Origin of the sequence: Curtobacterium sp. 179-B 9B NHS (assembly GCF_045370965.1) — a bacterium.
Lineage (GTDB): Bacteria > Actinomycetota > Actinomycetes > Actinomycetales > Microbacteriaceae > Curtobacterium.
In genome coordinates, this window is the sequence record NZ_JBIQDQ010000013.1 from 78,171 (window position 1) to 102,181 (window position 24,011).

Annotated in this window: 22 protein-coding genes; 3 read left to right on the plus strand and 19 right to left on the minus strand. The window is 73.2% G+C overall.

Annotated features, from left to right (window positions below; all coding sequences use genetic code 11):
• Positions 1–182: 182 nt before the first annotated feature.
• From ACH0A8_RS11915 to ACH0A8_RS11945, 7 genes are all read right to left on the minus strand, one after another.
• A complete protein-coding gene (locus tag ACH0A8_RS11915) occupies positions 183–3,932 on the minus strand; it encodes a chromosome segregation SMC family protein (protein ID WP_406907267.1) in 3,750 nt (1,249 codons plus the stop codon).
• 32 nt (positions 3,933–3,964) lie between these two features.
• Positions 3,965–4,936: a bifunctional DNA-formamidopyrimidine glycosylase/DNA-(apurinic or apyrimidinic site) lyase gene (mutM, locus tag ACH0A8_RS11920; RefSeq protein WP_406907268.1), complete on the minus strand. Its 972-nt coding sequence runs from the start codon at positions 4,934–4,936 to the stop codon at positions 3,965–3,967.
• Positions 4,937–4,940: 4 nt separating this feature from the next.
• Positions 4,941–5,666, minus strand: a complete 726-nt coding sequence (gene rnc, locus ACH0A8_RS11925) for a ribonuclease III (protein ID WP_066654858.1) — start codon at positions 5,664–5,666, stop codon at positions 4,941–4,943.
• Positions 5,667–5,680: 14 nt separating this feature from the next.
• Positions 5,681–5,884, minus strand: coding sequence for a 50S ribosomal protein L32 (rpmF, locus tag ACH0A8_RS11930; RefSeq protein ID WP_058728177.1), 204 nt, complete (start codon positions 5,882–5,884; stop codon positions 5,681–5,683).
• A 43-nt stretch (positions 5,885–5,927) separates the two neighbouring features.
• Positions 5,928–6,518 carry a YceD family protein gene (locus ACH0A8_RS11935; protein ID WP_406907270.1) on the minus strand — a complete coding sequence of 197 codons (591 nt, stop codon included), beginning with the start codon at positions 6,516–6,518 and terminating at the stop codon, positions 5,928–5,930.
• A gap of 70 nt (positions 6,519–6,588) precedes the next feature.
• The gene (gene coaD / locus ACH0A8_RS11940) at positions 6,589–7,083 is read right to left on the minus strand and encodes a pantetheine-phosphate adenylyltransferase (RefSeq protein WP_066654861.1); all 495 of its coding nucleotides are present in this window, start codon (positions 7,081–7,083) and stop codon (positions 6,589–6,591) included.
• 26 nt (positions 7,084–7,109) lie between these two features.
• Entirely contained in the window at positions 7,110–9,302 is a 2,193-nt protein-coding gene (locus ACH0A8_RS11945; protein WP_406907271.1) for an ATP-dependent DNA helicase RecG, read from the minus strand.
• Between the two features lie 123 nt (positions 9,303–9,425).
• Between ACH0A8_RS11945 and ACH0A8_RS11950 the strand changes: the two genes are divergently transcribed.
• Complete coding sequence (locus tag ACH0A8_RS11950) at positions 9,426–9,986, plus strand: RsmD family RNA methyltransferase (RefSeq protein WP_066654862.1); 561 nt, start codon at positions 9,426–9,428, stop codon at positions 9,984–9,986.
• Positions 9,987–10,052: 66 nt separating this feature from the next.
• Here ACH0A8_RS11950 and thiL read toward each other — a convergent pair whose 3' ends face one another.
• Entirely contained in the window at positions 10,053–11,057 is a 1,005-nt protein-coding gene (gene thiL, locus ACH0A8_RS11955; RefSeq protein WP_406907272.1) for a thiamine-phosphate kinase, read from the minus strand.
• A 34-nt stretch (positions 11,058–11,091) separates the two neighbouring features.
• On the opposite strand from thiL, the gene ACH0A8_RS11960 reads away from it, so the two are divergent.
• Positions 11,092–11,577, plus strand: coding sequence for a DUF3515 family protein (locus ACH0A8_RS11960; RefSeq protein WP_209682191.1), 486 nt, complete (start codon positions 11,092–11,094; stop codon positions 11,575–11,577).
• 45 nt (positions 11,578–11,622) lie between these two features.
• On the opposite strand, the gene ACH0A8_RS11965 is transcribed toward ACH0A8_RS11960, so the two are convergent.
• From ACH0A8_RS11965 to leuC, 6 genes are all read right to left on the minus strand, one after another.
• Positions 11,623–12,720, minus strand: a complete 1,098-nt coding sequence (locus tag ACH0A8_RS11965; RefSeq protein WP_406907269.1) for a D-alanine--D-alanine ligase family protein — start codon at positions 12,718–12,720, stop codon at positions 11,623–11,625.
• Between the two features lie 32 nt (positions 12,721–12,752).
• Positions 12,753–13,766, minus strand: coding sequence for an NAD(P)H-dependent glycerol-3-phosphate dehydrogenase (locus tag ACH0A8_RS11970; RefSeq protein WP_066658371.1), 1,014 nt, complete (start codon positions 13,764–13,766; stop codon positions 12,753–12,755).
• Between the two features lie 91 nt (positions 13,767–13,857).
• Positions 13,858–14,706, minus strand: coding sequence for a 1-acyl-sn-glycerol-3-phosphate acyltransferase (locus tag ACH0A8_RS11975; protein ID WP_235426341.1), 849 nt, complete (start codon positions 14,704–14,706; stop codon positions 13,858–13,860).
• 4 nt (positions 14,707–14,710) lie between these two features.
• Positions 14,711–16,078: a UDP-N-acetylglucosamine 1-carboxyvinyltransferase gene (gene murA, locus ACH0A8_RS11980; RefSeq protein ID WP_066654865.1), complete on the minus strand. Its 1,368-nt coding sequence runs from the start codon at positions 16,076–16,078 to the stop codon at positions 14,711–14,713.
• A complete protein-coding gene (gene leuD, locus ACH0A8_RS11985) occupies positions 16,078–16,674 on the minus strand; it encodes a 3-isopropylmalate dehydratase small subunit (RefSeq protein WP_066654867.1) in 597 nt (198 codons plus the stop codon). The genes murA and leuD overlap by 1 nt, the downstream gene beginning before the upstream one ends.
• Positions 16,674–18,146, minus strand: a complete 1,473-nt coding sequence (gene leuC / locus ACH0A8_RS11990; RefSeq protein WP_251155123.1) for a 3-isopropylmalate dehydratase large subunit — start codon at positions 18,144–18,146, stop codon at positions 16,674–16,676. The genes leuD and leuC overlap by 1 nt, the downstream gene beginning before the upstream one ends.
• 204 nt (positions 18,147–18,350) lie before the next feature.
• Here leuC and ACH0A8_RS11995 point away from each other — a divergent pair, with 204 nt between their 5' ends.
• Positions 18,351–19,418 (plus strand): FUSC family protein, encoded by a 1,068-nt coding sequence (locus ACH0A8_RS11995; RefSeq protein ID WP_066654869.1) that lies wholly within the window; start codon positions 18,351–18,353, stop codon positions 19,416–19,418.
• Positions 19,419–19,709: 291 nt separating this feature from the next.
• Here ACH0A8_RS11995 and ACH0A8_RS12000 read toward each other — a convergent pair whose 3' ends face one another.
• The 5 genes from ACH0A8_RS12000 to ACH0A8_RS12020 all read right to left on the minus strand — a co-directional run bounded on the left by ACH0A8_RS12000 (position 19,710) and on the right by ACH0A8_RS12020 (position 23,981).
• A complete protein-coding gene (locus ACH0A8_RS12000) occupies positions 19,710–20,315 on the minus strand; it encodes a histidine phosphatase family protein (protein WP_066654871.1) in 606 nt (201 codons plus the stop codon).
• Complete coding sequence (gene crcB / locus ACH0A8_RS12005; RefSeq protein WP_066654873.1) at positions 20,312–20,701, minus strand: fluoride efflux transporter CrcB; 390 nt, start codon at positions 20,699–20,701, stop codon at positions 20,312–20,314. The genes ACH0A8_RS12000 and crcB overlap by 4 nt, the downstream gene beginning before the upstream one ends.
• Positions 20,698–21,147 (minus strand): CrcB family protein, encoded by a 450-nt coding sequence (locus tag ACH0A8_RS12010; RefSeq protein WP_066654875.1) that lies wholly within the window; start codon positions 21,145–21,147, stop codon positions 20,698–20,700. The genes crcB and ACH0A8_RS12010 overlap by 4 nt, the downstream gene beginning before the upstream one ends.
• A 5-nt stretch (positions 21,148–21,152) precedes the next feature.
• Positions 21,153–21,560 carry a RidA family protein gene (locus ACH0A8_RS12015; protein WP_066654877.1) on the minus strand — a complete coding sequence of 136 codons (408 nt, stop codon included), beginning with the start codon at positions 21,558–21,560 and terminating at the stop codon, positions 21,153–21,155.
• 84 nt (positions 21,561–21,644) lie between these two features.
• The gene (locus tag ACH0A8_RS12020) at positions 21,645–23,981 is read right to left on the minus strand and encodes a GNAT family N-acetyltransferase (protein ID WP_066654878.1); all 2,337 of its coding nucleotides are present in this window, start codon (positions 23,979–23,981) and stop codon (positions 21,645–21,647) included.
• Between the last annotated feature and the right edge of the window lie 30 nt (positions 23,982–24,011).

Sequence of the window (24,011 nt, forward strand, 5' to 3'; positions counted from 1 at the left end):
GACCACGTGGCGGACGGGAGGCGCGGTGCCGGCTGGCACCGCGCCTCCCGTCCGTCTCCGCACCCCGAGACTCGCCCCAGCGGACGGTTTCGCGGTGTCCCGATCGCGAACGTGCCCGCCGAGCCGAGTCTCGCCGTGCGGCCGCCAGCGCGCCAGCGCGACGCGGGCCGGGCGCGGGCGCGCTACGCGACGACCGCGTCCGCGGGCTCGCGCCGCTGCACGCGCTGGCCGACCACGGCGGACACGCCGTCCTGCCGCATCGAGACGCCGTACAGCGCGTCGGCGATCTCCATCGTGCGCTTCTGGTGCGTGATCACGATGAGCTGCGACGACTCCCGCAGTCGCTCGAACACGGTGAGCAGCCGCCCGAGGTTGGCGTCGTCGAGCGCCGCCTCGACCTCGTCCATGATGTAGAACGGCGACGGCCTGGCGGTGAAGATCGCCACGAGCAGGGCCACCGCCGCGAGCGAGCGTTCACCGCCCGACAGGAGCGTCAACCGGTCGATCTTCTTGCCCGCGGGCTTCACCTGGACGTCGAGCCCCGTCGCGAGCATGTCGTCGGGGTCCGTCAGCGTGATCGATCCCGTGCCGCCCGGGAACAGGATCGGGAAGATCACGTCGAACGCGGCCTTCGTGTCGTTGTACGCCGCCTCGAAGATCGTCTGCATCTTCGTGTCGAGCTCCTCGATGATGGTGAGGAGGTCGGTCCGGGTCTTCTGCAGGTCGTCGAGCTGCTCCGCGAGGAAGGCGTGCCGCTGCTCGAGCGCCTGGAACTCCTCGAGCGCGAGGGGGTTCACCTTGCCGAGCCGGCCGAGGTCCCGCTCCGCCGCTGCGAGCCGCTGCTCCTGCTCCGCGCGGACGTACGGCACCGTCTCGACGTCGGCGGGGTCGACCTCGTCGGTGGTGTCGAGCTCGGGCAGCGCCGGACCGCCGGGCAGTGTCGACTCGGCGTCGACGAGCCCGGGCAGGTCGGCGTCGACATCGACATCGGCGACGGCGGTCGTGGCGGCGTCGCCATCGGGAGCGTCCGCGTCGGGCGCCGCTGCGGCCTCCGCCGCCGCCCGTGCCCGGTCGGCCTCGCGGTGCCGACGCGCGAGCACCCGTGGGTCGACCAGGACGTCCACCGGCACCGGCACGTCCGGCCCGTACTCCGCGACGAGCACGGCCTCGTTCAGCCCGAGGTCGCTCTGCGCGCGGTCGAGCACGCCGGACACGTGCAGCTTCTTCTCGTAGATCTCCATCTCGAGCGAGTGCACGCCGTCGGTGATGGTCTGCAGCCGCTCGCGGAGCTCGCGCTCCTCGTTGCGGACGACCTGCAGCTCGGTGTTCCGCTTCGTGCGCTCGGCCTCCTCGGTCGCGAGCTGCACCCGGGCCTCGGCGAGCGACCGGTCGACCGCGCCGAGCACGCCCGGCAGGTCGGCGAGCACCCCCTCGGCGACGGCGATCTGTCCGCGCCGGATCACCGCGAGCCGCGCTGCCTCCTCCGCAGCCGCACGCTCCGCCTCGAGCTGCCGCTGCAGACCGGCCGCACGGTTCCGCTCCGACCGGGCCCGCTCCCGCACGGTCTCCACCTGGATGCGCTGCTCGATCTCCGCGGCCCGCGCGGACTCGACGGCGTCCTGCAGCGCCGGGCGCCCGGACGCGTCGAAGACGGGTCGCGGTCGCTCCTCGAACCCCCGCAGCGCGTCCTCGGCCCCGGCCAGCGCGGCGTCGACCGCCTCGACCGCACCGTCCGTCTCGCCCAGGGCGGCGCGCAGACGTTCCACCTCGGCCGCGGCGTTCTCCGCCCCGGCGCGGACCGCGGCACTGGAGCGGTCGTAGTCGGCGACCGCCGCGGTGTGCGCGCGCAGCGCGCGATCGGCCTCGTCGGCACGGCGGCGCACGTCCTCGACCTCCTGGCGCGCGGCCTGGAGGCCCGTGGCCGCGTCCGCCGCGTCCGCCGCGACCGCGTCACGGCGGGCCTCCGCGTCGTCGCGTTCCGCCACGAGCTCGATGCGGGACACCGTGCGCGCGCCACCGCCGGTCACCCGGACGGTGCGGACGAGGTCACCCGACCGCGTGACGACCGTCGCGTGCGGGGCGGCGGCGAGCACGGCCTCCAGGTCGACGTCGTCCGCCACGGCGACCAACGTCCCGCGGAGCACCGCGGTGATCGCGGTCGGCCCCTGCACCACGTCGAGGGCGGGACGCACGCCCGGCGGCAGCGACGCGGGGAGCCCCGGCCCGTCGAGCTCCGCGTCCGCGACGACGACGTCCACGCGGCCGAGGTCGGCGCCGCGCGCGTGGGCGACCGTGGCGAGGGCGGTGCCGCGGTCGGTGGCGAGGACCGCGTCGGCGAGCCCGTCCAGCGCTGTGGCGATCGAGGCCTCGAACCCGGGCTCGACCGTCAGCGCGTCGGCGAGGCGACCGAGCACGCCGTCGCGCCGGGCGTCGATCACCGCCTGCGACCCGTCCCGGACGTCGATCGACATGCCGAGGGCCGCGACCCGGGCATCGAGTGCGTCGCGCTCGCGTTCCAGGGCGTGGAGCCGGTCGCGCAGGGTCTCGCGCGCCGTCTGCGCTGCCTCGAGCCGCTGCCGCGCCGTGTCGTGCGCGGCGGCGAGTGCGTCCGCGTCCACCCCGGCGGAGGGGTCGTCCCCGATGTCGTGCAGGGCCCCGGCGGCACGGGCCGCTCGGTCCTCGGCCTCGGCCAGCGCCCGGGTCCGGCGCTCGCGGTCCGCGACGACGGAGGCGCGGCGCGACCGCTGCACGTCCACGGCGTTGCGGAGGCGCTGGGCCTCGAGGTCGTGCTGCGAGACGAGCGCGGCCTGCGCGGCGATCTGCTCGTCGAGGGCGTCCAGGCGGGCCCGCGCCTGCTCGACGGCCGCCGCCGCTGCCCCGGACCCGGCTGCCATCTCGGCGGCACGGGCCTCGAGCCGGTCCGCCTCGGCACGGACGCCCTGCACCCGCTCCGGCGTGATCGTGGGGCCCTGCTGCGGCGCGTCGGCCTGCTGGGCGAGGAACATCAGGCGCTGGTTCGCCAGGCTCGACAGCCCGCGGAGCCGCTCCTGCACGCTCTCCAGCCGGTGCACGACGGTCCGGGCGCGGTCGACGGCGTCACCGACCATGCTCTGCTCGACCTGCTGCTGCCGGGCACGGGTCTGGTCGAGGCGCTCCTGCAGGACGATGCGCTCGGACTTCCGGCCCGTCTCGACCTCCTGGTGATCGTGGAGCTCACGGCGCAGCCGGACGACCTCGTCGGCCAGGAGGCGGGCCTTGGCGTCGCGGGCCACCGCGGCGACGGACTGCGCCTTGCGCGCGACCTCGGCCTGCCGACCGAGCGGCTTCAGCTGCCGACGGATCTCCCCCGCGAGGTCGGACAACCGCGTCAGGTTCGTCTGCATGGCGTCGAGCTTGCGGAGCGTCTTCTCCTTGCGACGCCGGTGCTTGAGGATCCCGGCGGCCTCCTCGATGAAGCCGCGGCGGTCCTCCGGCGTGGCGTGCAGCACCTTGTCGAGCTGGCCCTGCCCGACGATCACGTGCATCTCGCGACCGAGCCCGGTGTCGCTCAGGAGTTCCTGCACGTCGAGCAGCCGGCAGTTCTCGCCGTTGATGGCGTACTCGCTGCCACCGTTCCGGAAGAGCGTGCGGGCGATCGTCACCTCGGAGTACTCGATCGGCAGCAGGCCGTCGGTGTTGTCGATGGTCAGGAGCACCTGCGCGCGACCGAGCGGACCGCGCGTCGAGGTGCCCGCGAAGATGACGTCCTCCATCTTGCCGCCGCGGAGCGTCTTCGCACCCTGCTCCCCCATCACCCAGGCGAGGGCGTCCACCACGTTCGACTTGCCCGAGCCGTTCGGGCCGACGATGCAGGTGACGCCGGGCTCGAACGCGAACGTCGTCGGCTGCGCGAAGGACTTGAACCCCTTGATGGTCAGGCTCTTCAAGTACATGCGGGTCTCCGGGTGCTCGGTTGCGCGTCAGGCTAACGCCTGCGTCGGCGCGGAGCGGGTTGGCACACGGGGCACCGGTGGCTCGACCGGTTCATGAAGGCCTCGCGCACGATGGTCGTGCCGCAGCGCGGGCACGGCTTCCCCTGCTGCCCGTACACCGCGAGACGCTGCGAGAAGTACCCGGACTGCCCGTTCACGTTGACGTACTGCGCGTCGAAGCTCGTCCCGCCGTCCTCGAGGGCACGGGCGAGCACGCTGCGGACCTCGGCCAGGAGCCGGTGCAGGTCGGCCCGCGGCAGGCGGTCGGCCGGACGGTCGAAGTGCAGCTGCGCGGCCCAGAGCGACTCGTCGGCGTAGATGTTGCCGATGCCGCTCACCACGCCCTGGTCGAGCAGGACGCGCTTGATGCCACTGGAACGCTTCCGCGCCATCGCGACGAAGCGGTCGTCGTCGAACGCCGGGTCGAGCGGGTCCCGGGCGATGTGCGACACCTGGGTCGGGATGCTCCTCCGCCACGGCGCGTCGGGGTCGTGGGCGTCGACCGCACCGGCGGACCCGGCCGGGGCGCCGTCCGCCGTCGGCACCATGGCGTCGATCGCCATCGAGCCGAAGGTCCGCTGATCGACGAACTCGAGCTCGACCGGTGCCTCCGGACGGCCGTCGCGGTCGGTCCCCGTCGGCTGCACGTCGATCAGGATGCGGCGGTGCCTCGCGGCCGGTCGGTCGCGGCCGAGCAGGACCTGACCGGACATCCCCAGGTGGGTGACGAGTGCCTCGGGTCGGTCGCCGTCGCGCTCGGGGACGAGGGGGAACCACATGAACTTGCCACGGCGCACGGCCGCGGCGATCGTGCGGTCGGTCAGGCGTTCGGCGAAGTCCTCGGCCGGGCCGTCGTGCCGGGTGAGTGCGCGGTCGTCGACCACGTCGACGTGCAGCACGCGGGCACCGCTGACGGCGGGTTCGAGGCCGGCGCGGACGACCTCGACCTCGGGGAGTTCGGGCACGCGGTCAGGCCGCCCGGCCGGAGAGCCGCGTCCACGCCTCGAGCGCGGCGGCCATCTCGGCGGTCTTCTTGCTGGTACCGGACCCCGTCGACACGTCCTCGCCCTGCAGCACGACCGTCGCGTGGAAGGTCTTGTCGTGGTCGGGGCCCTCCTCGGTCACCCGGTAGGCCGGGTTGCCGAGGGAGAGGCTCGCGGCGAGCTCCTGCAGGCTCGTCTTCGGGTCCATGGCGGCGCCGAAGCGGTCCGGGTCGACGAGCAGCGGCTCGACCAGTCGCAGCACCAGGTCCGTGGCGGCGTCGGGGCCCGCGGACAGGAACGTCGCACCGATGACGGCCTCGACCGTGTCGGCCAGGATCGACGCCTTGCCCCGGCCGCCGGTCTGCTCCTCGCCCTTGCCGAGGCGCAGGTAGGAGCCGAGCCCGATCATGCGGGCGATCTCGGCCAGGGCGACCGTCGAGACGAGGCTGGCGCGCCGCTTGGCGAGCTCACCTTCGTCGAGGTCGGGGAACGACCGGAAGAGCTTCACGGTCACGGCCTGGCCGAGGATGGAGTCCCCGAGGAACTCGAGGCGCTCGTTGTGCTTGATGCCCCCGTGCTCGTACGCGTACGAGCGGTGCGTGAGGGCGAGCTGGAGCAGCTCGGCGTCGATCTGGACGTCGAGGATGCCCTGCAGACGAACGACGTCCGGCCCCACGGGGCGGGACCCCGTGGCGCCGGACGTCGCTGTCATGTGGTCCGGTCCGATCAGACGTCGGCGACCTTGCGGCCCTTGTACTCCATGTACAGGGCGGTGCCGGCCGAGTCCTCGACGACCTTCGCGCGGTGCGGGAGGCTGTAGGTGACCTTGCCGTTCTCGATCGTCTTCACGAGCTGGACCGGCGCGGCCTTCCACTGCGAACGACGGGCGTGCGTGTTGGCACGGGACTGCTTGCGCTTGGGAACGGCCATGGTGGTTCTCTTTCGGTTGGTCGGTGGTCAGGGTCGAGGTGCGTCAGGCCGTGCGGCCGTCGCCCTCGGGGCTCTGGGTGGGGGTGCTGTCGTCGGCGTCGGTGCTGTCGGCGTCGGCGCTGTCCGTGTCGGCGCCCCGGAAGCCGCTCAGCGCGGCCCAACGCGGGTCGACGACCTCGCGCGGGGTGACCTCGCCGAGGTCGGCCAGCCGCTCACCCGTGACGGGGTCGAGGCCGGGGCAGTCCGGCCGGCAGACCGGCTGGAACGGCAGCGCCAGCACTACCGCATCTCGAACGACCGGTTCACAATCCACGTGGTCATCGTGAACGAAGAAGTCGAAATCCTCCGAGACATCGTACGCGAACAGCTCGGCGAAGTCGACTTCGACCGGTTCGCTGATGTCGATGAGGCAGCGCGAGCACTCCCCCGTGGCCTCGGCCGAGGCGTGTCCGGAGACCAGGACACCCTCGTGCAGGCCCTCGAGCTTCACGTCGAGCTGCAGCGTGGCGCCCTCGCGCACGGCGATGACGCCGGCGCCCATCGCGTCCGGCACCTCGACGTCGAGCGAGTGCTCGCGCATCTCGCCCGGCCGGTGCGCGAGGTCGCGCACGCGCAGGGCGAAGGGGCTGTTCACGGGGGAAGACACGATCGACGAGTCTACCGCGATCTCCTGCGGACGTCGAGGACGCCCGGGACGCGGCGTGTCAGCGCCCGAGGTGCTCGGCCAGCGCGTCCGCGACGACGACGGGCACGTAGGGCGTCACGTCGCCCCCGAGCGTCGCGACCTGGCGGATGAGGGAGCTCGACACGTGCGCCCGCGACGCCTCGGGCAGCAGGAAGACCGTCTCGACGTCGGCCAGGTGCCGGTTCATGATGGCCATCGGGGTCTCGTACGCGACGTCCTCGCCCGAGCGCACACCCTTCACGAGCACACCCGCACCCACCTGTCGGCAGTAGTCGACGAGCAGGCCGGAGGTCCACTCCCCGACCCGGACGCTGTCCGGCGCCCCGGTCTCGACGAGGGACTGCTCGATCAACCGCACCCGGTCGGCGGCGGCGAACATCGCGGGCTGCTTGTCCGGGTTGTGGACGACGAGCACGTGCACCTCGTCGAACAGCCGAGCAGCACGCCCGATGACGTCGAGGTGCCCGAGGGTCACGGGGTCGAAGGATCCGGGGACGACGGCGATCTGGGCCATGTCCGTCACGCTACCGGCCGCCGGCGTCAGTTCTTCCCGAGGAACGCGGCGTCGGACTCGTCGAGCCGCCGTGCCAGGGCTTCGCGCAGGGCGGGGTGGTCCCGCAGCTCGGGGTCGGGCTCGAGCACGCGTTCGGCCTCGCCGCGTGCGTCGACGATGAGGTCGGCGTGCTCGACGACGCGGAGCAGGTTCAGCGACGACCGGCCGCCGGACTGCCGCTCGCCGAGCACGTCGCCCTCGCGCCGGAGCTCCAGGTCGACGCGGGCGAGCTCGAAGCCGTCGTCGGACGCCGCCACCGCGTCGACGCGCTCGCGTGCGGTCGTCTCGGCCTCGGCCGTCGTCACGAGCAGGCACACCCCGGCGTACTGCCCACGACCGATGCGACCGCGCAGCTGGTGGAGCTGGGAGACCCCGAAGCGGTCGGCGTCGAGCACCGCCATCATCGACGCGTTCGGCACGTCCACGCCGACCTCGATCACGGTCGTCGCGACGAGCACGTCGACGTCGCCGGCCGCGAAGGACGTCATGACGCGGTCCTTCTCGTCCGCGGTCATCCGCCCGTGCAGGACCTCGATCCGTCGGTCCTGCAGGACCGGCATGGCCCGCATCCGCTCGGCCGTCGCGAGCACCGTCGCCGGTGCGTGCTTCGGCGCGTCGTCCTCGGCGGGCTCGGGGCCGCCGTCGTCCTCGGCGTGGGCGTCGTCGATCGCCGGGCAGACCACGAAGGCCTGCCGCCCGTCGGCGAGCTCCTCGGCCATCCGGGTCCAGATGCGCCCCTCCCACCCAGGGTGCTCGGCCAGCCCGACGGCGAAGGTCTCGACCCCGGCACGGCCCGACGGCAGCCCGGTGATGGTGGACACGTCGAGGTCGCCGAACACCGTCATCGCGACGGTGCGCGGGATCGGCGTCGCGGTGAGGACGAGCACGTGGGGTGGGGTCGCGCCCTTCGTCCGCAGGGCCTCGCGCTGCTCGACGCCGAACCGGTGCTGCTCGTCGACCACGACCAGGCCGAGCTCCGCGAAGTCGACCCGGTCGCCCAGCAGCGCGTGCGTGCCGACGACGAGCCGTGAGCTGCCGGATGCCGCCGCGAGCAGTGCCCGGCGCCGTTCGTCGGTCGACTGCGAGCCCGTCAGGATGACCGGCCGGAGCTCGGCCGCCAGGTCGGGCCCGAGGAACTTCACGATCGACCGGAGGTGCTGCGCCGCGAGCACCTCGGTCGGGGCGATGAGGGCCGACTGCCCACCGGACTCGGCGACCGTCAGCATCGCCCGGATCGCGACCAGGGTCTTGCCGGAGCCCACCTCGCCCTGCACCAGCCGGTGCATCGGCCAGTCCCCCGCCAGGTCGTGCGCGATCTCGGCCCCCACCACCTGCTGGTCGTCGGTCAGGGTGAACGGCAGCGAGGCGTCGAAACGCTCGAGGGTCCCGCCGGGCGCCGCCCGACGCGGGGTGGCAGCGGTCGCCCGGGCAGCGATGCGCCGCTGCACGAGGGCGGTCTGCAGCACGAACGCCTCGCGGTAGCGCAGCGCGTCCTGCGCGCGCTTGAAGTCGGCGACCTTCTCCGGACGGTGCAGGAGCTCGAGTGCTCGGCGGAACGGCACCAGGCCGAGTCGCGTTCGCGCGGGTGCCGGGATCGGGTCGGGCACGTCGGGCAGGGTGTCGAGGACGACGGCGATCGCCTTCGCGATCTGCCACGAGGTCAGCGACGCCGTCGCCGGGTAGATCGGGATGGGCTGCCGTGACCAGCGGATCGCCTCTTCGTCCTCGGGGTCCGCCGTCGCGCGGGGGTCGTCGCGGTCGAACAGCTCGTAGTCCGGGTGGGCCAGCTGCCGCGCACCCCGGTAGTCGCCGACCTTGCCGGCGAAGATCCCACGGGCACCGGGCACGAGGTCCTTCGTGCGCCACCCCTGGTTGAAGAAGGTGAGCGTGAGCAGGCCCTTGCCGTCACCGATCTTCGCCTCGAGGATCGACCCGCGTCGAGCGCGCATGGTCCGTTCGCGCACGTCGATGACCTCGGCCACGATCGTGACCGACTCGCCGATCGCGAGCGAGTCGAGCGCCGTCAGGGCGCCGCGCTCCGCGTACCGCCGGGGTGCGTGCTCGAGGAACTCACCGACGGTGCGGTACCCGAAGGCCTTCTCGATCGCCTTCGCCGTCCGCCCGCCGAGGACCCCGCCCAGCCGGGCGTCGAGGGGCGCGGGGCCGAGGTCGGGCCGCACCGGCGGCGCCTCGGTGTCGGGGGTGTCGGAGGTGACCACGCGACCACGGTACCGGGCCGGTCCGACGCACCGCGCGCCTCCCGTCCGGCCTGTGGAGACCGTGCACGCCGCTACGGTGGCTGCATGACCCGCATCATCGCCGGCGCCGCCGGTTCCACGACGCTCCGGGTGCCGAAGTCCGGCACCCGGCCGACGAGCGACCGCGTGCGCGAGGCCCTGTTCTCGTCGCTCGGCGCGCGCGGGCTCGTGGAGGGCACCTCGGTCGCGGACCTCTACGCCGGGACGGGCGCGCTCGGGCTCGAGGCGGCGTCCCGCGGGGCGGCGGAGGTCGTGCTCGTCGACCGCGCGTCCGCTGCCGCGCAGGCGTGCCGGGCGAACGCGAAGGCCGTGCAGCAGCGGGTGCCGGGGGTGCGGATCGACGTGCAGCCCCAGCCGGCGCTCGGCTACCTGCGGAGCACGGTGCGGACCTTCGACCTCGTCTTCGTCGACCCGCCGTACGAGGTCGCCGAGCAGGAGATCGCGGACGTGCTCGAAGCACTCGTGCCGCGCCTGACGGCGGGCGCGGTGGTCGTCGTCGAGCGGAGCAAGCGGTCGCCGGAGCCGACGTGGCCGGCCGGGTTGGAGCCCTTCAGCAAGCGCAGCTACGGCGAGACCGTGGCGTGGGAGGCCGTCACCCCGGCCTGACGCAGGCGGTCGGACGCGCGCGGTCGCGCGATCGGGCGGCCGGGAGGCCCGGCGCGGCCCCGACGGTCAGCCCGCGGCGCCGTCCCAGTCGGCGTACGGGTCCCACCCGGTCGTCGGGACCGGCTCGCCTCCGCGCACCAGGTCCGCGCCGCCGCGGGCGACGACCGCGCCGATGCGCCGGAAGCCGCCGGGCAGCGCCACGCCGGGCGAGAAGGTCGCGAGCAGCCCGTGGTCCTCGCCGCCGTGCAGTGCGAGGTCGTCGGCGCCCGCGACACCGTCGGCGTCCGGGTCGATGTCGAGGTCGAGCGTCACCCGACTGGCCCGGGCGAGCCGCCCGGCGTCGATCGCCAACCCGTCGGACAGGTCGAGCATCGCGGTCGCCCCGGCCGTGGCCGCGCGCGGACCGTCGGCGATCGGCGGGACCGGGCGACGCTGCCGGTCCACGTCGGGGTCGGTGTCCGCGCCGCTCGCGACGGTCGCCGACCGCGAGGGCTCCCCGTGCGCGTCGACGCCGTCGCGGAACAGCCGTGCGAGGCCACGAGCGGCGCGGCCGAGCTCCCCCGAGACCGCGAGGACGTCCCCGGGGCGAGCACCCGAGCGGAGCACCGGCGCTCGCCCGCCGAGGTCGCCGAACGCCGTCACCGAGACCGTGAACACGGCCGAGGTCGACAGGTCCCCGCCGACCACGCCGCAGCCCGGGGAGAGCGCGTCCACGGCAGCCCGCACCCCGTCCGCGAAGGACTCGAGCACCGCGACGGGGGTCTCCTGCGGCGCGGCCAGGGCGATCACGAGTCCGCTCGGCGTCGCGCCCATCGCTGCGACGTCGGACAGGTTCGTCGCTGCCGCCTTCCACCCGACGTCCGCCGGCGACGACCACGCCCACCGGAAGTCGGGCCCGTGCACCATCATGTCCGTCGTGACGACGAACCGGCCGTCCGGGGCCGCGACGACGGCGCAGTCGTCACCGGGACCGACGTCCGGTGCACCCGCCGGCAGTCGACGGACGATCCGGTCCAGCACGGCGAGCTCCCCCAGCTGTCCCACGGTCGGTCCGGTCCAGGCGTCGTCCATCTCGTCCACGTCCGCAACGGTAGCCTGGACGTCGATGGACACCGTGCGCCGACCCTTCCGCTGGACCGCGATCGCGGGTGTCGCCGTGGCACTCGCCGCCGGGCTGACCGGGTGCACGAACGCCGTGTCGATGGCACCCGCTCCGTCCGCCGACACCGCCGCGTGCGCAGCCGTGCAGGTCCGCCTCCCCACGACCGTCGGGAACGACCTGCCGTTGCGGAACACGAACGCGCAGTCGACGGCCGCGTGGGGCGACCCGGCCGCAGCGCTCTACCACTGCGGCGTCGCGGTGCCGACGGTGTCCGACCTGCCGTGCTTCAGCAAGGGCGGGGTCGACTGGATCCGCGACGACCGCGGGGCGCAGGTCGTCTACACGACCTTCGGCCGGTCACCGGCGGTGCAGGTCGTCATCGACTCGACGAAGACCACCGACCAGGTCGTGCAGGACCTGTCCGACGTCGTGTCGACGCTGCCGGAGGACGGGCACCGCTGCCTCGACCCCTCGGACGTCCAGGGCTGACGACCGCGTGCGGCGCGCACGGCCTGCTGCACGCGACGCCGGACGTCAGCGGACGGCGACCCGTCCCAGCTCGATGAGCTCGGCGACGAGTTCGCCGTAGGACATCCCGGACGCCGCCCAGCAGCGCGGGTACATCGACAGCGGCGTGAACCCCGGCATGGTGTTGACCTCGTTCACGACGAAGCCGTCGTCGGTCAGGAAGCAGTCCACGCGCGCGAGACCCGCACCGCCGATCGCCTCGAACGCCCGTGCACCGATCGACCGGATCGCGTCGGTCTCGTCGGCGGTCAGGGGCGCGGGGCAGAGGAGCGCCTCGTCGCCGCCCAGGTACTTCGACGCGAAGTCGTAGAAACCGTCCTCCGCCACGACGATCTCGCCCGGCAGGCTCGTGCGCGGGACACCGTCGCGGCCCTCGAGCACCGCGACCTCGACCTCGCGCCCGACGACGCGCGGTTCGACGATCACCTTCGCGTCGTGCGCGAACGCCAGGTCCATCGCGGCCGCGAGCTGCGACGGCTCGTCGACCCGGGACACGCCCATGCTCGACCCGGCGCGGGCCGGCTTCACGAAGAGCGGCCACCCGTGCACCGCGACGGCCTCGGCGACGCCGTCGGGGTCGGCCGACCACTGCCGGCGGAGCACGGTCGTCCAGGGCGCGACCCGCAGCCCGGCGTGCTCGAGCACGGCCTTCGCGGTGTGCTTGTCCATCGCCAGGGCGCTCGCGAGGACGCCGTCGCCGACGTACGGCAGCCCGGCGACCTCGAGGAGCCCCTGGACCGTGCCGTCCTCACCGAACGGACCGTGCAGGATCGGGAACGCCACGTCGACCGCGATCGTCGTGACCGAGCCGTCCGGGTGCGACACGACCAGCTCGTTCGTGGCTGGCGACGTGGGGAACGCCACACGGGTGCCGTTGTCCGGCACGACGGGGAGCGCACCGTCCCGGAGCGCCCACTGTGCCGGGTCGTCGGACTGCAGGGTGAAGGCGCCCTCCTTCGTGATGCCGATCGGCACGACCGCGTAGACCGAGCGATCGACGACGTCCATGATCCCGCCGGCGGTCACGCAGCTGATCTCGTGCTCGCTGGACCGGCCGCCGAACAGCACGGCGACGGTCGTGGGAGCGGGAGCGATCGTGGGCATGGCAGTCCCCTTGGTGGTCGGGACCGGACCGGTCACTCGCCCTGCGGCTCGTCGGTCTCGGTGAGGTGCGGCGCGATGTTGCGCGGGTCGAGCCTACCGGCGAGGACCTCGGCCACCTGGCCGACGATGGGCATGTCGACGCCGTTCGCCGCCGCCAGTTCGAGGATCGGGGCCACCGATGCCAGGCCCTCCGCGGTCTGGTTCATCTGGCGCACGACCTCGTCGAAGCGGTACCCCTGACCGAGCAGGCGGCCGGCCGTGTTGTTCCGCGACAGCGGGGACTGGCAGGTCGCGATCAGGTCGCCGAGGCCGGCGAGCCCGGACAGGGTCGACGGCTGCGCACCGAGCGACACCGCGAAGTCGGTCATCTCGGCGAGCCCGCGGGTGATGATCGACGCCTTGGTGTTCTCGCCGTAGCCGACGCCGTCGACGATGCCGATCGCGACCGCGATGAGGTTCTTCAGCACGCCGCCGAACTCCGTGCCGATGACGTCGGTGTTCGTGAACGAGCGGAAGTACGGGTTCGTGGCGACCGCGGCCACCGCGGTCGCCGTCTCGAGCGACGTCGACGACACGACCGCGGCGGTCGGCTGCCGACGGGCGATCTCGAGCGCCAGGTTCGGTCCGCTCGCGACCGCGATCCGGTCGCGATCGATGCCGAGACCCTCGTGCAGGACCTCGCTCATCCGCAGGCCCGTGGCCTTCTCGACGCCCTTCATCAGGCTCACGACGGGGACGCCCTCGGGCAGCAGCGGCGCGATCGCGGACAGGTTCGACCGGAGCGTCTGCGACGGCACCGACACGTACACCTGCTCGGCGCCGTCGAGCACCGCGGACAGCGACGTCGACGCGGTCAGCGTGCGCGGCAGGTTGATGCCCGGCAGGTAGTCGGAGTTCCGCTTCGTCTCGGTGATCTCCCGTGCGACCTCGGGCCGACGTGCCCAGACGACGGTGTCGGCACCGCCCTCGGCCAGCACCTTCGCGAAGGTGGTCCCCCAGCTGCCCGCACCGATGACGGCGACGCGCGGCTTGTCGGTGGACTGCATGACCACGCGGATGGCTGCGGTGTCGACGGCGCCTGGGGCTGCCACGGCGGGGTCCGGGTGGTCGTCGTGCGGGCGCAGGCCCGAGCGGTCGTCAGTCAAACTTCCCGGTCTCCTTCTGGTCGTTGGCGGCCGGGTCCCACCGGGTCGCCGGTGCCTGCTCGCCACGGAGCTCCTCGAGCAGCTCGGTGATCCGGCGCATGAGCAGGTCGGTCGCCGCCAGCAGGGTCTTCTGGTCGAGCGGCTTCCCGCGGTACGCCGACAGGTCGACCGGGTCGCCGACGATCACGTCGACGCGCGACGGCGGGAACAGCCGGAGCTTCTTCGCGTACCGGCCCATGATCCGCTGCGTGCCCCAGTGGGCCATCGGGATGAGCGGGACGTCGTTCTCGAGCGCGATCCGCACCGCGCCGGTCTTGCCGCGCATGGGCCACAGGTCGGGGTCACGGGTGAGCGTGCCCTCGGGGTAGACGATGATCGCTCCACCCTGCTCGATGACGGACCTGCCGCCGCCGAGCGGGTCGTTCAGGCGCGTGCGGCCGGAACGCTCGACCGGGATCTGCCCCATACCGGCCATGAGCTTGCCGACGACCGGCACCCGGAAGATCGACGCCTTCGCGAGGAACCGCGGCGCACGGCGGGACAGCCAGACGGCGGTGCCGACCACGAGCGGGTCGATGTTCGTGAAGTGGTTCGGGGCCAGCACGAAGGCGCCGCCCTCCGGCAGGCGCTTCGGTCCGTGCCAGTGGTAGCGGGCGGTGAACCGGAAGACCGGGATCACCACGGACGCCGTGATGCGGAAGGCGGTGTTCAGCTCGCCGCGCCGCCACCGGCGCCCCGGGTTCGGGAGGCCCGTGGTGACGTCGGAGGCGGACGCACGCCGTGCCTCCAGGCCGTCACCCGCGCCGCTCGCCGTGCCGTCGCCGCCCGTCGTGCCCTCCACGCGCCTAGCCCGCGAAGTCGAAGTCGGCGCCGAGCTTGCGCAGCTTCGGGATGAAGTGCTCGTACCCGCGGCTGATGATGCCGACGTTCGTGATGTGCGACTCGCCCTCGGCCGTCAGGGCGGCGATGAGGTGGCTGAAGCCGCCGCGCAGGTCGGGCACGCGGACGTTCGCGGCGTGCAGCGTCGTCGGGCCGGTGATGACCGCGGCCTGCTCGAACGGGCGGCGGGCGACACGGCGGTCGTGCCCGGGCAGCCCCTCCTTGTGCACGACGATGTCGGCACCCATCTCGTTCAGGGCGTCGGTGAAGCCGAAGCGGTTCTCGTACACGGTCTCGTGCACGATGCTCGTGCCCTCGGCCTGGGTCAGCGCGACGACGAGCGGCTGCTGCCAGTCCGTCATGAAGCCGGGGTGGACGTCAGTCTCGACGACGACCGGGCGCAGGGTCTCGCGCTCGCGGTAGAAGCGGATGCCGTCCTCCTGGATGTCGAACCCGCCACCCACCTTGCGGAAGACGTTGAGGAACGTCATGAGGTCCTGCTGGTCGGCACCCTCGACGAAGATGTCGCCGTTGGTGGCGAGCGCGGCGGAGGCCCAGCTCGCGGCCTCGTTGCGGTCGTTGATCGCGCGGTGCGTGTACCCGCGCAGCGACTCGACGCCCTCGATGAAGATCGTGCGGCTCGGCTCGACCGTGACGATCGCGCCCATCTTCTGCAGGATCGCGATGAGGTCCATGATCTCGGGCTCGATCGCCGCGTTGCGGAGCTCGGTGACGCCCTCGGCCAGGACCGACGAGAGCAGGACCTGCTCGGTCGCCCCGACGCTCGGGTACGGCAGTTCGATCTTCGCACCCTTGAGACCGTCCGGGGCCGTGAGGTGGATGCCGTTGAGCTGCTTGTCGACCACGGCACCCATCGCGCGCAGGGCGTCGAGGTGGAAGTCGATCGGACGGTCGCCGATGCGGCAGCCGCCGAGGTCGGGGATGAAGGCCTCGCCGAGCTTGTGCAGCAGCGGACCGCAGAACAGGATCGGGATGCGGCTCGAGCCGGCGTGGGCGTCGATCTCGGCGAAGTGCGCCGACTCGACGTTCGCCGGGTCGAGGATGAGCTCGCCTCGTGCAGGGTCCGTGATCCGCACACCGTGCACCTCGAGCAGGCCGCGGACGACCTTCACGTCGGAGATGTCCGGCACGTCCTTGAGGATCGACGGGGTGTCGCCGAGCAGCGAGGCGACCATCGCCTTGGTCGCGAGGTTCTTCGCGCCGCGGACCTCGATGCGCCCCACGAGCGGCTTGCCGCCCCGGATGACGATCTCGTCCGACTTGAGGCCGACGCGGGCCCCTGCTGCTGCTGCGTCCTGTACGAGGGAGTTCACTACTTCACCGGCAATGTCTTCGGCCGCCATCGGGAGCGGCGGGATTCGAACTCCGTGATCGAGGACTCGTCACGGAGGGTGAGCCCGATGTCGTCGAGCCCTTCCATCAACCGCCAACGAGTGTAGGCGTCGATCTCGAAGGGCACGTCCACCGCGCCGAGCGACACGCGCTGCGCGACCAGGTCGACGGTCGCCTCGATGCCCGGGTTCGCCGCGATCTCGGCCCAGAGTGCCTCGACTTCCGGTTCGGTCACGATCGCGGTGACCAGGCCCTGCTTGCCCGCGTTGCCCTTGAAGATGTCCGCGAAACGACTCGACACCACCACGCGGAAGCCGAAGTCGCGGAGCGCCCAGACCGCGTGCTCGCGGCTCGACCCGGTCCCGAAGTCCGGGCCCGCGACCAGCACCTGCGCCCCCTGGTAGACGGGCTGGTTCAGCACGAAGTCGGGGTCCTGGCGCCACCCGGCGAACAGGGCGTCCTCGAAGCCGGTCTTCGTGACGCGCTTGAGGTAGACCGCGGGGATGATCTGGTCGGTGTCGACGTTCGAGCGCTGCAGCGGCGCGGCGATCCCGGTGACGGTGGTGATCTTGTCCATCAGTTGGCTCCTTCAGCGGTCGCTGCCGTCGCGGCGGTGTCGTCGGTGACCGTCGCGATCGCGTCGTCGGTCTCCAGGTCCCACGGGCTCGACAGCGTGCCCCGGACCGCGGTGGCGGCGGCGACGAGCGGCGAGACCAGGTGCGTGCGGCCGCCCTTGCCCTGCCGCCCCTCGAAGTTGCGGTTCGAGGTGCTCGCGCACCGCTCCCCCGGTGCGAGCTGGTCGGGGTTCATGCCGAGGCACATCGAGCAGCCGGCGAACCGCCACTCCGCGCCGAAGTCGGTGAACACCTTGTCCAGCCCCTCGGCCTCGGCCTCGAGCCGGACCCGGGCGGACCCCGGCACGACCATGACCCGCACGCCGTCGGCCTTCTTCCGTCCCCGGATGACCGACGCGAAGGCCCGGAGGTCCTCGATGCGCGAGTTCGTGCACGACCCCATGAAGACCGCGTCGACCGCGATGTCCTTCATCGGTGTGCCGGCCTCGAGGTCCATGTACTCCAGCGCACGCTGCGCGGCGGCCTGGTCGTTCGGGTCGCTGTAGCCCGCGGGGTCCGGGACCGTCTCGGACAGCGACACGCCCTGGCCGGGGTTCGTGCCCCACGTGACGAAGGGCTCGAGCTCGTCCGCGTCGATGAAGACCTCGGCGTCGAAGACGGCGTCGTCGTCGGTCGCCAGCGTGTCCCAGTACGCGACGGCGTCGTCCCAGTCCTGACCGGTCGGTGCGTGATCGCGGCCCTGCACGTAGTCGTAGGTGGTCTGGTCGGGGGCGACCATGCCGGCGCGGGCACCGGCCTCGATCGACATGTTGCAGATCGTCATGCGCCCCTCCATCGAGAGCGAGCGGATCGCCGAGCCGCGGTACTCCAGCACGTAGCCCTGCCCGCCGCCGGTGCCGATCTTCGCGATCACGGCGAGGATGATGTCCTTCGCCGTGACGCCCGGGCGCAGGGTGCCCTCGACCGTGATCGCCATCGTCCTGAACGGCTTCAGCGGCAGGGTCTGGGTGGCGAGGACGTGCTCGACCTCGCTCGTGCCGATGCCGAACGCCATCGCACCGAACGCACCGTGGGTCGACGTGTGCGAATCGCCGCACACGACGGTGATGCCGGGCATCGTCAGGCCGAGCTGCGGGCCGACCACGTGGACGATGCCCTGCTCCTTGTCGCCGAGCGAGTGCAGACGGACGCCGAACTCCTCGCAGTTGCGACGCAGGGTCTCGATCTGCGTGCGGCTCGTCGGGTCGGCGATGGGCCGGTCGATCGCGAGGGTCGGGGTGTTGTGGTCCTCGGTCGCGATGGTCAGGTCGAGGCGACGCACCGGGCGGCCGGCCTGGCGGAGGCCGTCGAAGGCCTGCGGGCTCGTGACCTCGTGCACGAGGTGGAGGTCGATGTAGAGGAGGTCCGGGCTCCCGTCCTCGCCCTTGACCACGACGTGGTCGTCCCACACCTTCTCGGCGAGCGTCTTTCCCATCGGCCCGGCCCTTCCTCATCGACGTTGCGGTACCGCTCTCGCGGCTCGGTCCGGCGAGTCTAGCAGGTTGGTATACCAACGCGGGCCGGGACGGACGGGAGGCGCGGTTCGGCGCCGCCACGCGCCTCCCGTCCGGCCGTGGTGCGGTTCGGACGAGGCGACCCGCGTCGGCGACACCCGTCGCGGTGGGAAGATGGTGACGACATGACGACGCCTGCGCACTCGACCCGGACCACCAACCTCGAGGGCGCAGCCCGCGCCGCGATCGCGGGCGGCGCACCGCTCGCGCTGCTCATCGCCCTGGGGATGCCGGGCTACGCGGCGTTCGCGATGTTCGCCGGCTTCACGGCGATCTTCGGCGCGACCGAGCCGTACCGCCAGCGTGCCGTCACGACCGGCGTCGCCGGTGCGCTCCAGGCGGCGTGCATGCTCGCGGGCATCGGCGTCGCGTTGCTCGGGCACCCGCTGTGGCTGCAGGCGGTCGGGCTCGTGGTGGTGCTCGTCGTCGCCGTGTGCACGCTCACGGCGCTGCAGACGATCCCCGCGCAGCCGATCTTCCCGGTCTTCGCGTTCGTCGTCTCCTCGCTCGTCCCGCTGCGGCCCGCCGACCTGCCGACGGTCCTGCTGATCATCGTCGGCTCGGTCGCGTGGGCGTGGCTCGTGGCGATGTCGGGCGCGGTGCTCCGTCGACTCCTGCACCCACGGGCGCCGCACCGCTTCCGGCCGCTGGCGGCACGCAAGCACCGCACGCTCGACGTCCTGCGCACGCCGGCGCTGCGGGAGACCGTCGCCCTCAACGTCGTCGGGTCCGTCGTGGCCGGAGCGGTCGCCGTCACGATCCCCGGGCTCGGACACCCGTACTGGGCGGTGATCGCTGTGGTGTCGACGCTCCCCGCGCTCCGGCAGCGGCACACGCTGCGTCGCGCCTGGCAGCGGGTGGTCGGCACCGTCGGGGGCACGGTCGTGGCCGTGGGGATCCTGCTGCTCGAGCCGAGCGTCTGGTGGATCGTCGTGATCGCCGTCGTCGGGCAGTTCTTCGCGGAGATCTTCGTCGCGCGGCACTACGCCGTGACCCTGCTCTTCCTCACGCCGCTCGCGCTCGCCGTGTCGTGGCTGAGCCTGCCCGAGGCGCCGGAGCTCCTCGCACTCGACCGCATCGCGCAGACGCTGCTCGGTGCGCTCGTGAGCGTCGCGCTCCTGGTGGTCGGGCGGTTCGTCGAGCGTCGACGAGGCCGGCCGCTCGGCGCGACGAGCGCGATCCGCACCGTCTGACGGGGCGCGGCGCCGACGCGGCGCGCCGGTGCCGGCGCCGCTGTCGCGCGCACAGCCGCGAGCACGTCGCGCCGCGGGAACACGTGGCGCGACGTGCCCCGGGTCGTGCGGGAGCAGGACGCACCAGCGAGCGCGCGCCGGACGGGAGGCGCGTGGTCAGCCCGCACCGCGCCTCCCGACCGCAACCGGGTCGCCTGTCGCGCGCACGACTGCGAGCACGTCGCGCCGCGGGAACACGTGGCGCGACGTGCCCCGGGTCGTGCGGGAGCAGGACGCACCAGCGCGCGCGCGTCAGTCGCGCGGGGCGACGTTCCAGGAGTCGATGACGGGGCGGCCGTGCTCGTAGCCGAGCGAGCTCACGGTGGCGGTGCCGAGCTTGAGCACGGCTCCGTCCTGCGGCGCGAGGCGGATCCAGGCGGCACCGAGCGCGCGGAGCACGTGTCCGTGCGCGACCACGATCGCGTCGTCGCCCTCGGCGAGGACCGGACGGACGCGGTTCAGGACCCGCTCGACGCGGACCCGGACCTCGGCGGCGTTCTCCCCCGGGGTGTCGCCGGCAGGGACCCCGTCGGTCCAGAGGTCCCACGGGCCGTGCCGCTTGACCTTGATCTGCGGGGTGGTCAGGCCCTCGTACGCGCCGTAGTCCCACTCGTACAGGTCCTCGTCGAGCTCGGGGTCGACGCCGACGAGCGCAGCGGTGTCCCGCGCGCGCTGCAGCGGGCTCGAGAGCGCGAGCGCGAAGGTGCGGTCGGCGAGGTACCGGCCGGCGCGCTTCGCCTGCTCGATGCCCTCGTCGGTGAGCGGGATGTCGGTGCGGCCGGTGTGCTGACCGCTCTTCGACCACTCCGTCTCTCCGTGGCGGACGAGGACGAGTTCGCCGGGGCGTTCCGAGGTCATGTGTTCCTTCCGATGAGCAGGCCGAGCGCGGCTGCGCCGACCGAGACGACGAGCATCCCGAGGCCGTTCAGGACGGCGGTCCGGGTCTTGCCGGATCGGAGGAGCTGCACGGTCTCGACGCTCGCCGTCGAGAACGTCGTGTACCCGCCCATCATGCCCGTCCCGAGCACGGCGACCACCGAGGGGCCGAGGGCGCCGGTCTCCCCGAGCCCGGTGACGAGCCCGAGCACGAGCGATCCCGTGACGTTGATGACGAGCGTGCCGAGCGGGAAGCGTCCGAGCGCGGTGCCGTCCACCCGGGCCTTGACGGTGCCGTCGAGCCAGCAGCGCAGCGCAGCGCCGACCCCGCCGCCGAGGGAGACCAGCAGGAGTCCGAGCACGGTCACCGGGCACCCCCGCTCCGAGCGCCCCGGGAGCGCCGAGCGCCGGCGACCCACGCTCCCGCTGCCGCGGCGGCCAGCCCGAGCACCACCGACAGCAGCGCGTACCCGGCGCCGGCGCCCCACCGCCCGACGTCGAGCAGCCGGGCGGTGTCGTCGGCGAGGGTCGAGTAGGTCGTGAAACCACCGAGGACGCCCGTGCCGACGAACAGCCGGAGCGCCCGACGTCGGCCGAGGTCCGGACCCGCGTGCGCGAGTGCCTCCAGGAGCACCCCGAGGCAGAACGCTCCGACGACGTTGATGCCGAGGATCGTCCAGCTGATGCCGTCCACCGCGGGGAACGCTGCGGCGAGCGCAGCCCGCACGCCGGTGCCGATCGCACCGCCGAGCGCGACGAGTCCGAGGTACCGCCAGCGACGGTGCGGGGGCCGGTCGGTCGTGCGGGTGTCCACGGACGTCAGTCCACCAGGGCGGCCACGCCCTCGACCTCGACGAGCTGGTCGTCGTAGCCGAGGACGGTCACCCCCGTCAGCGTGCTGGGCACGTCGTGGTCCCCCATCGCGGCCCGGACGACCTCCCACGCGGCGACGAGGTCGGCCCGGTCGGACGACGCCACGAGCACGCGGGTGTGCAGGAGGTCGCCGAGTCCGGCGCCGGCCGCGGCGAGCGCCGTCTCGAGGTTGGCCATGCACCGAGCGGCCTGGGCACGGTGGTCCCCCACGGCGACGGTGCGACCCTGCTCGTCGAGCGGGCAGGCCCCGGCGAGGAACACCAGTCGGGCACCGGCAGGCGCGGTGGCGGCGTACGCGTACTCCGCCACGGAGCTGAGTCGGTCGGAGCGGATGAGCTGCACGGCGCTGGTCACCCTGCCAGCCTGCCACGACCGGACCCGCGGGAGCGTGCCCGCCGCCCGCGGGACCGGCCCGGAGCCGCCCGTGTGAGCGGACCCTCAGCGTGCGACGGGGTTCGCCGTGCGACCCGCCCGGATGAGCGAGTCGGTCTGCGCCGACAGGTCGACCATCTGCAGGGTGTTCCGCAGCTGCAGCCGGTTCAGGCACGAGTGCTCGAAGTCCGGCACGCGGAGGTCGATCGGCCGCGCCCGTCCCGCCGCGGCGTCGTCCACGCAGGAGCCGACGAGCCGCCAGAAGACGCGGCTCGGCAGGACTCCGTCGTCGTCGAGGATCGCCGCGAGGTACCGGAGCACCCCGTCGAACACGTCGGTGAAGACGCCGAGCGCCGCCTCGTCGTCGTCCACGGGGTGCACGATCCGCTCGATCCCGGCGGGCACCGGGACGTCCCCGACGACCACGACCTCCTCCCCGATGTCCTTCATGAACACGCGGGACACCGCACCGTCGCGCAGCACGAGCACGAGGTTCTCGCCGTGCGGCATGAACAGCAGCTGGTGCTCGGTGAGGCAGTGCACGACGGGGCGGAGGTACGCGTGAAGGTACCGCTCGACCCACGACGCGGCGTCGAGCCCCGACTCCGCGACGAGCGCAGCAGCCACCGACCGCCCCCTCGCGTCCCGGTGGAGCAGCGCCGCCATGGTGATCGGCCGCTCCCCCGGCAGCAGGCGCGGCACCGGGCTCTCCCGCCAGAGCGCCGCGAGCATCTTCCGCTGCGGTGCACCCTGCTGCGCGGACACGGCCCCGATCCGGTGCCAGACGTCCCCCGTGTACCCGATCGCCGCGTGCTCGCGGAGCACCCCGAAGCCGGCGTCGGCCAGGACCGGATCGGACCCCACGAGGTCGGCCACCCAGTCGTTCACCGCGGGCGCGGTCCGCATGTACGCCGGTGACATTCCCCGCAGGAAGCCCATGTTCTGCACGGCGAGCGCCGTCTTCACGTACGACCGCTCCGGCCGGGAACGGTTGAACGCGGTGCGGATCGACTGCTGCGGCTGGTGGTCGTCCGGCCCCTCGCCGAGGTCGACGAGGTCCTGCCGCCCGAGGTCCGGGGCGAACGTCACCGCGATCCGGTGCTGCCACTGCCAGGGGTGCACCGGGAACCACGTGTACTCCGCGGGGTCGAGCCCGCGTCGGTCGAGCACCTCGTGGAAGCGCGCGACCGTCGACGCGTCGAGCTCGGCGTCCCAGTGATGGTGCTCGGACCGGTCCGCGGCGAGCGCCAGGTGCGTGTGCTCACGACGGGCTGCGAGCCACCGGTACCGGAAGCGCCCGCCGGACTCGGGGGCGAACGCGCGGTACTCGTCGAGCCCGAACCCGATCCGCCCGTTCGCGGCGACGAACGCCGGGTGCCCCTCGGTCATCGCGGCCTCGGCGTCCTGGAACCCCGCGACCACGTCGCCGTCCGACCGGCCGCGGGCGAGCTGCGCGGCGGAGGGGCCGCCGCGCCGGTGCTTCGCCGCGGCGCTGGCGAGCGTCGAGGCGATCTCCTCCAGGTACGTCCCGAGGAGGGCGTCGGGGATCCCGAGCTGCTCGTGCAGCGCGAGCACGAGGTCCTGTGCATCGAGCGGCGCCGGGACGCCCGCGCGGCTGCGGGTGAGCGAGGCCTCGTCGACGACCCAGTGCTCGAGCGTGTGCACCCGCGCGCGGAAGCGGTAGGTCGAGTCCCCGGCGTCGAGCACCCAGCCCGCACCGTCGGGCCGTGGGGCGACCAACCGTTCGTGCGTGAACTCCGCGATCGCCTTGGCGACGAGGTGCCGCTCGGCCGGCTCGAGGTGCTCCGGCCGCAGGTGCGCGGCGGGTCCGTCGTCGTCGGGCGTGCCGATCCGGCCGGTGTCCAGGACCGACAGCAGCGCGCGCTTGCCGTCGACGTCGACCTCGCGCAGGACACGGAACCCGACCTCGGCGTTCTTCCGCTGCACCGCCGTGTTGCGCACGTCCGGCTCGACGACGACCCGCTGCGCGCCGAGGGCGTCGCGGCAGTGCTCGACCACCGCTCGCATCACGGCACGTGTCAGCCCGTGGACACGTCCCTCGTCGGGCGGCGGAGCGACGAGCAGGTGCATGCCGACGTCGCCCGGTTCCGCGTCCCACACGTCGGTGAGCAGCACGGCCGCCGGGTCGTAGGTCTCCGCGTACGCGACGGGCTCGCCCTCCCACCGGAGCACCCACCCCGCCTGCGCCGGGTCCTCCTGCACCGAACGGAGGTACGTGCGGACCGCGTCGGTGTCGTGGTCGGACATCGCCCACCACGAGGACGCCGGGGCGGCGAGCCACGCCTGCACGACGGCGGCGTCGCGGTCCGGGACCACCGGGTGGACGGACGGGAGGCCCGTGGTCGCGTCCGCCCGTGCGGCGACGGTCGCCAGGGCGCTCACGACGCGGCCCCGGCGGTCGCGGTCCGACGG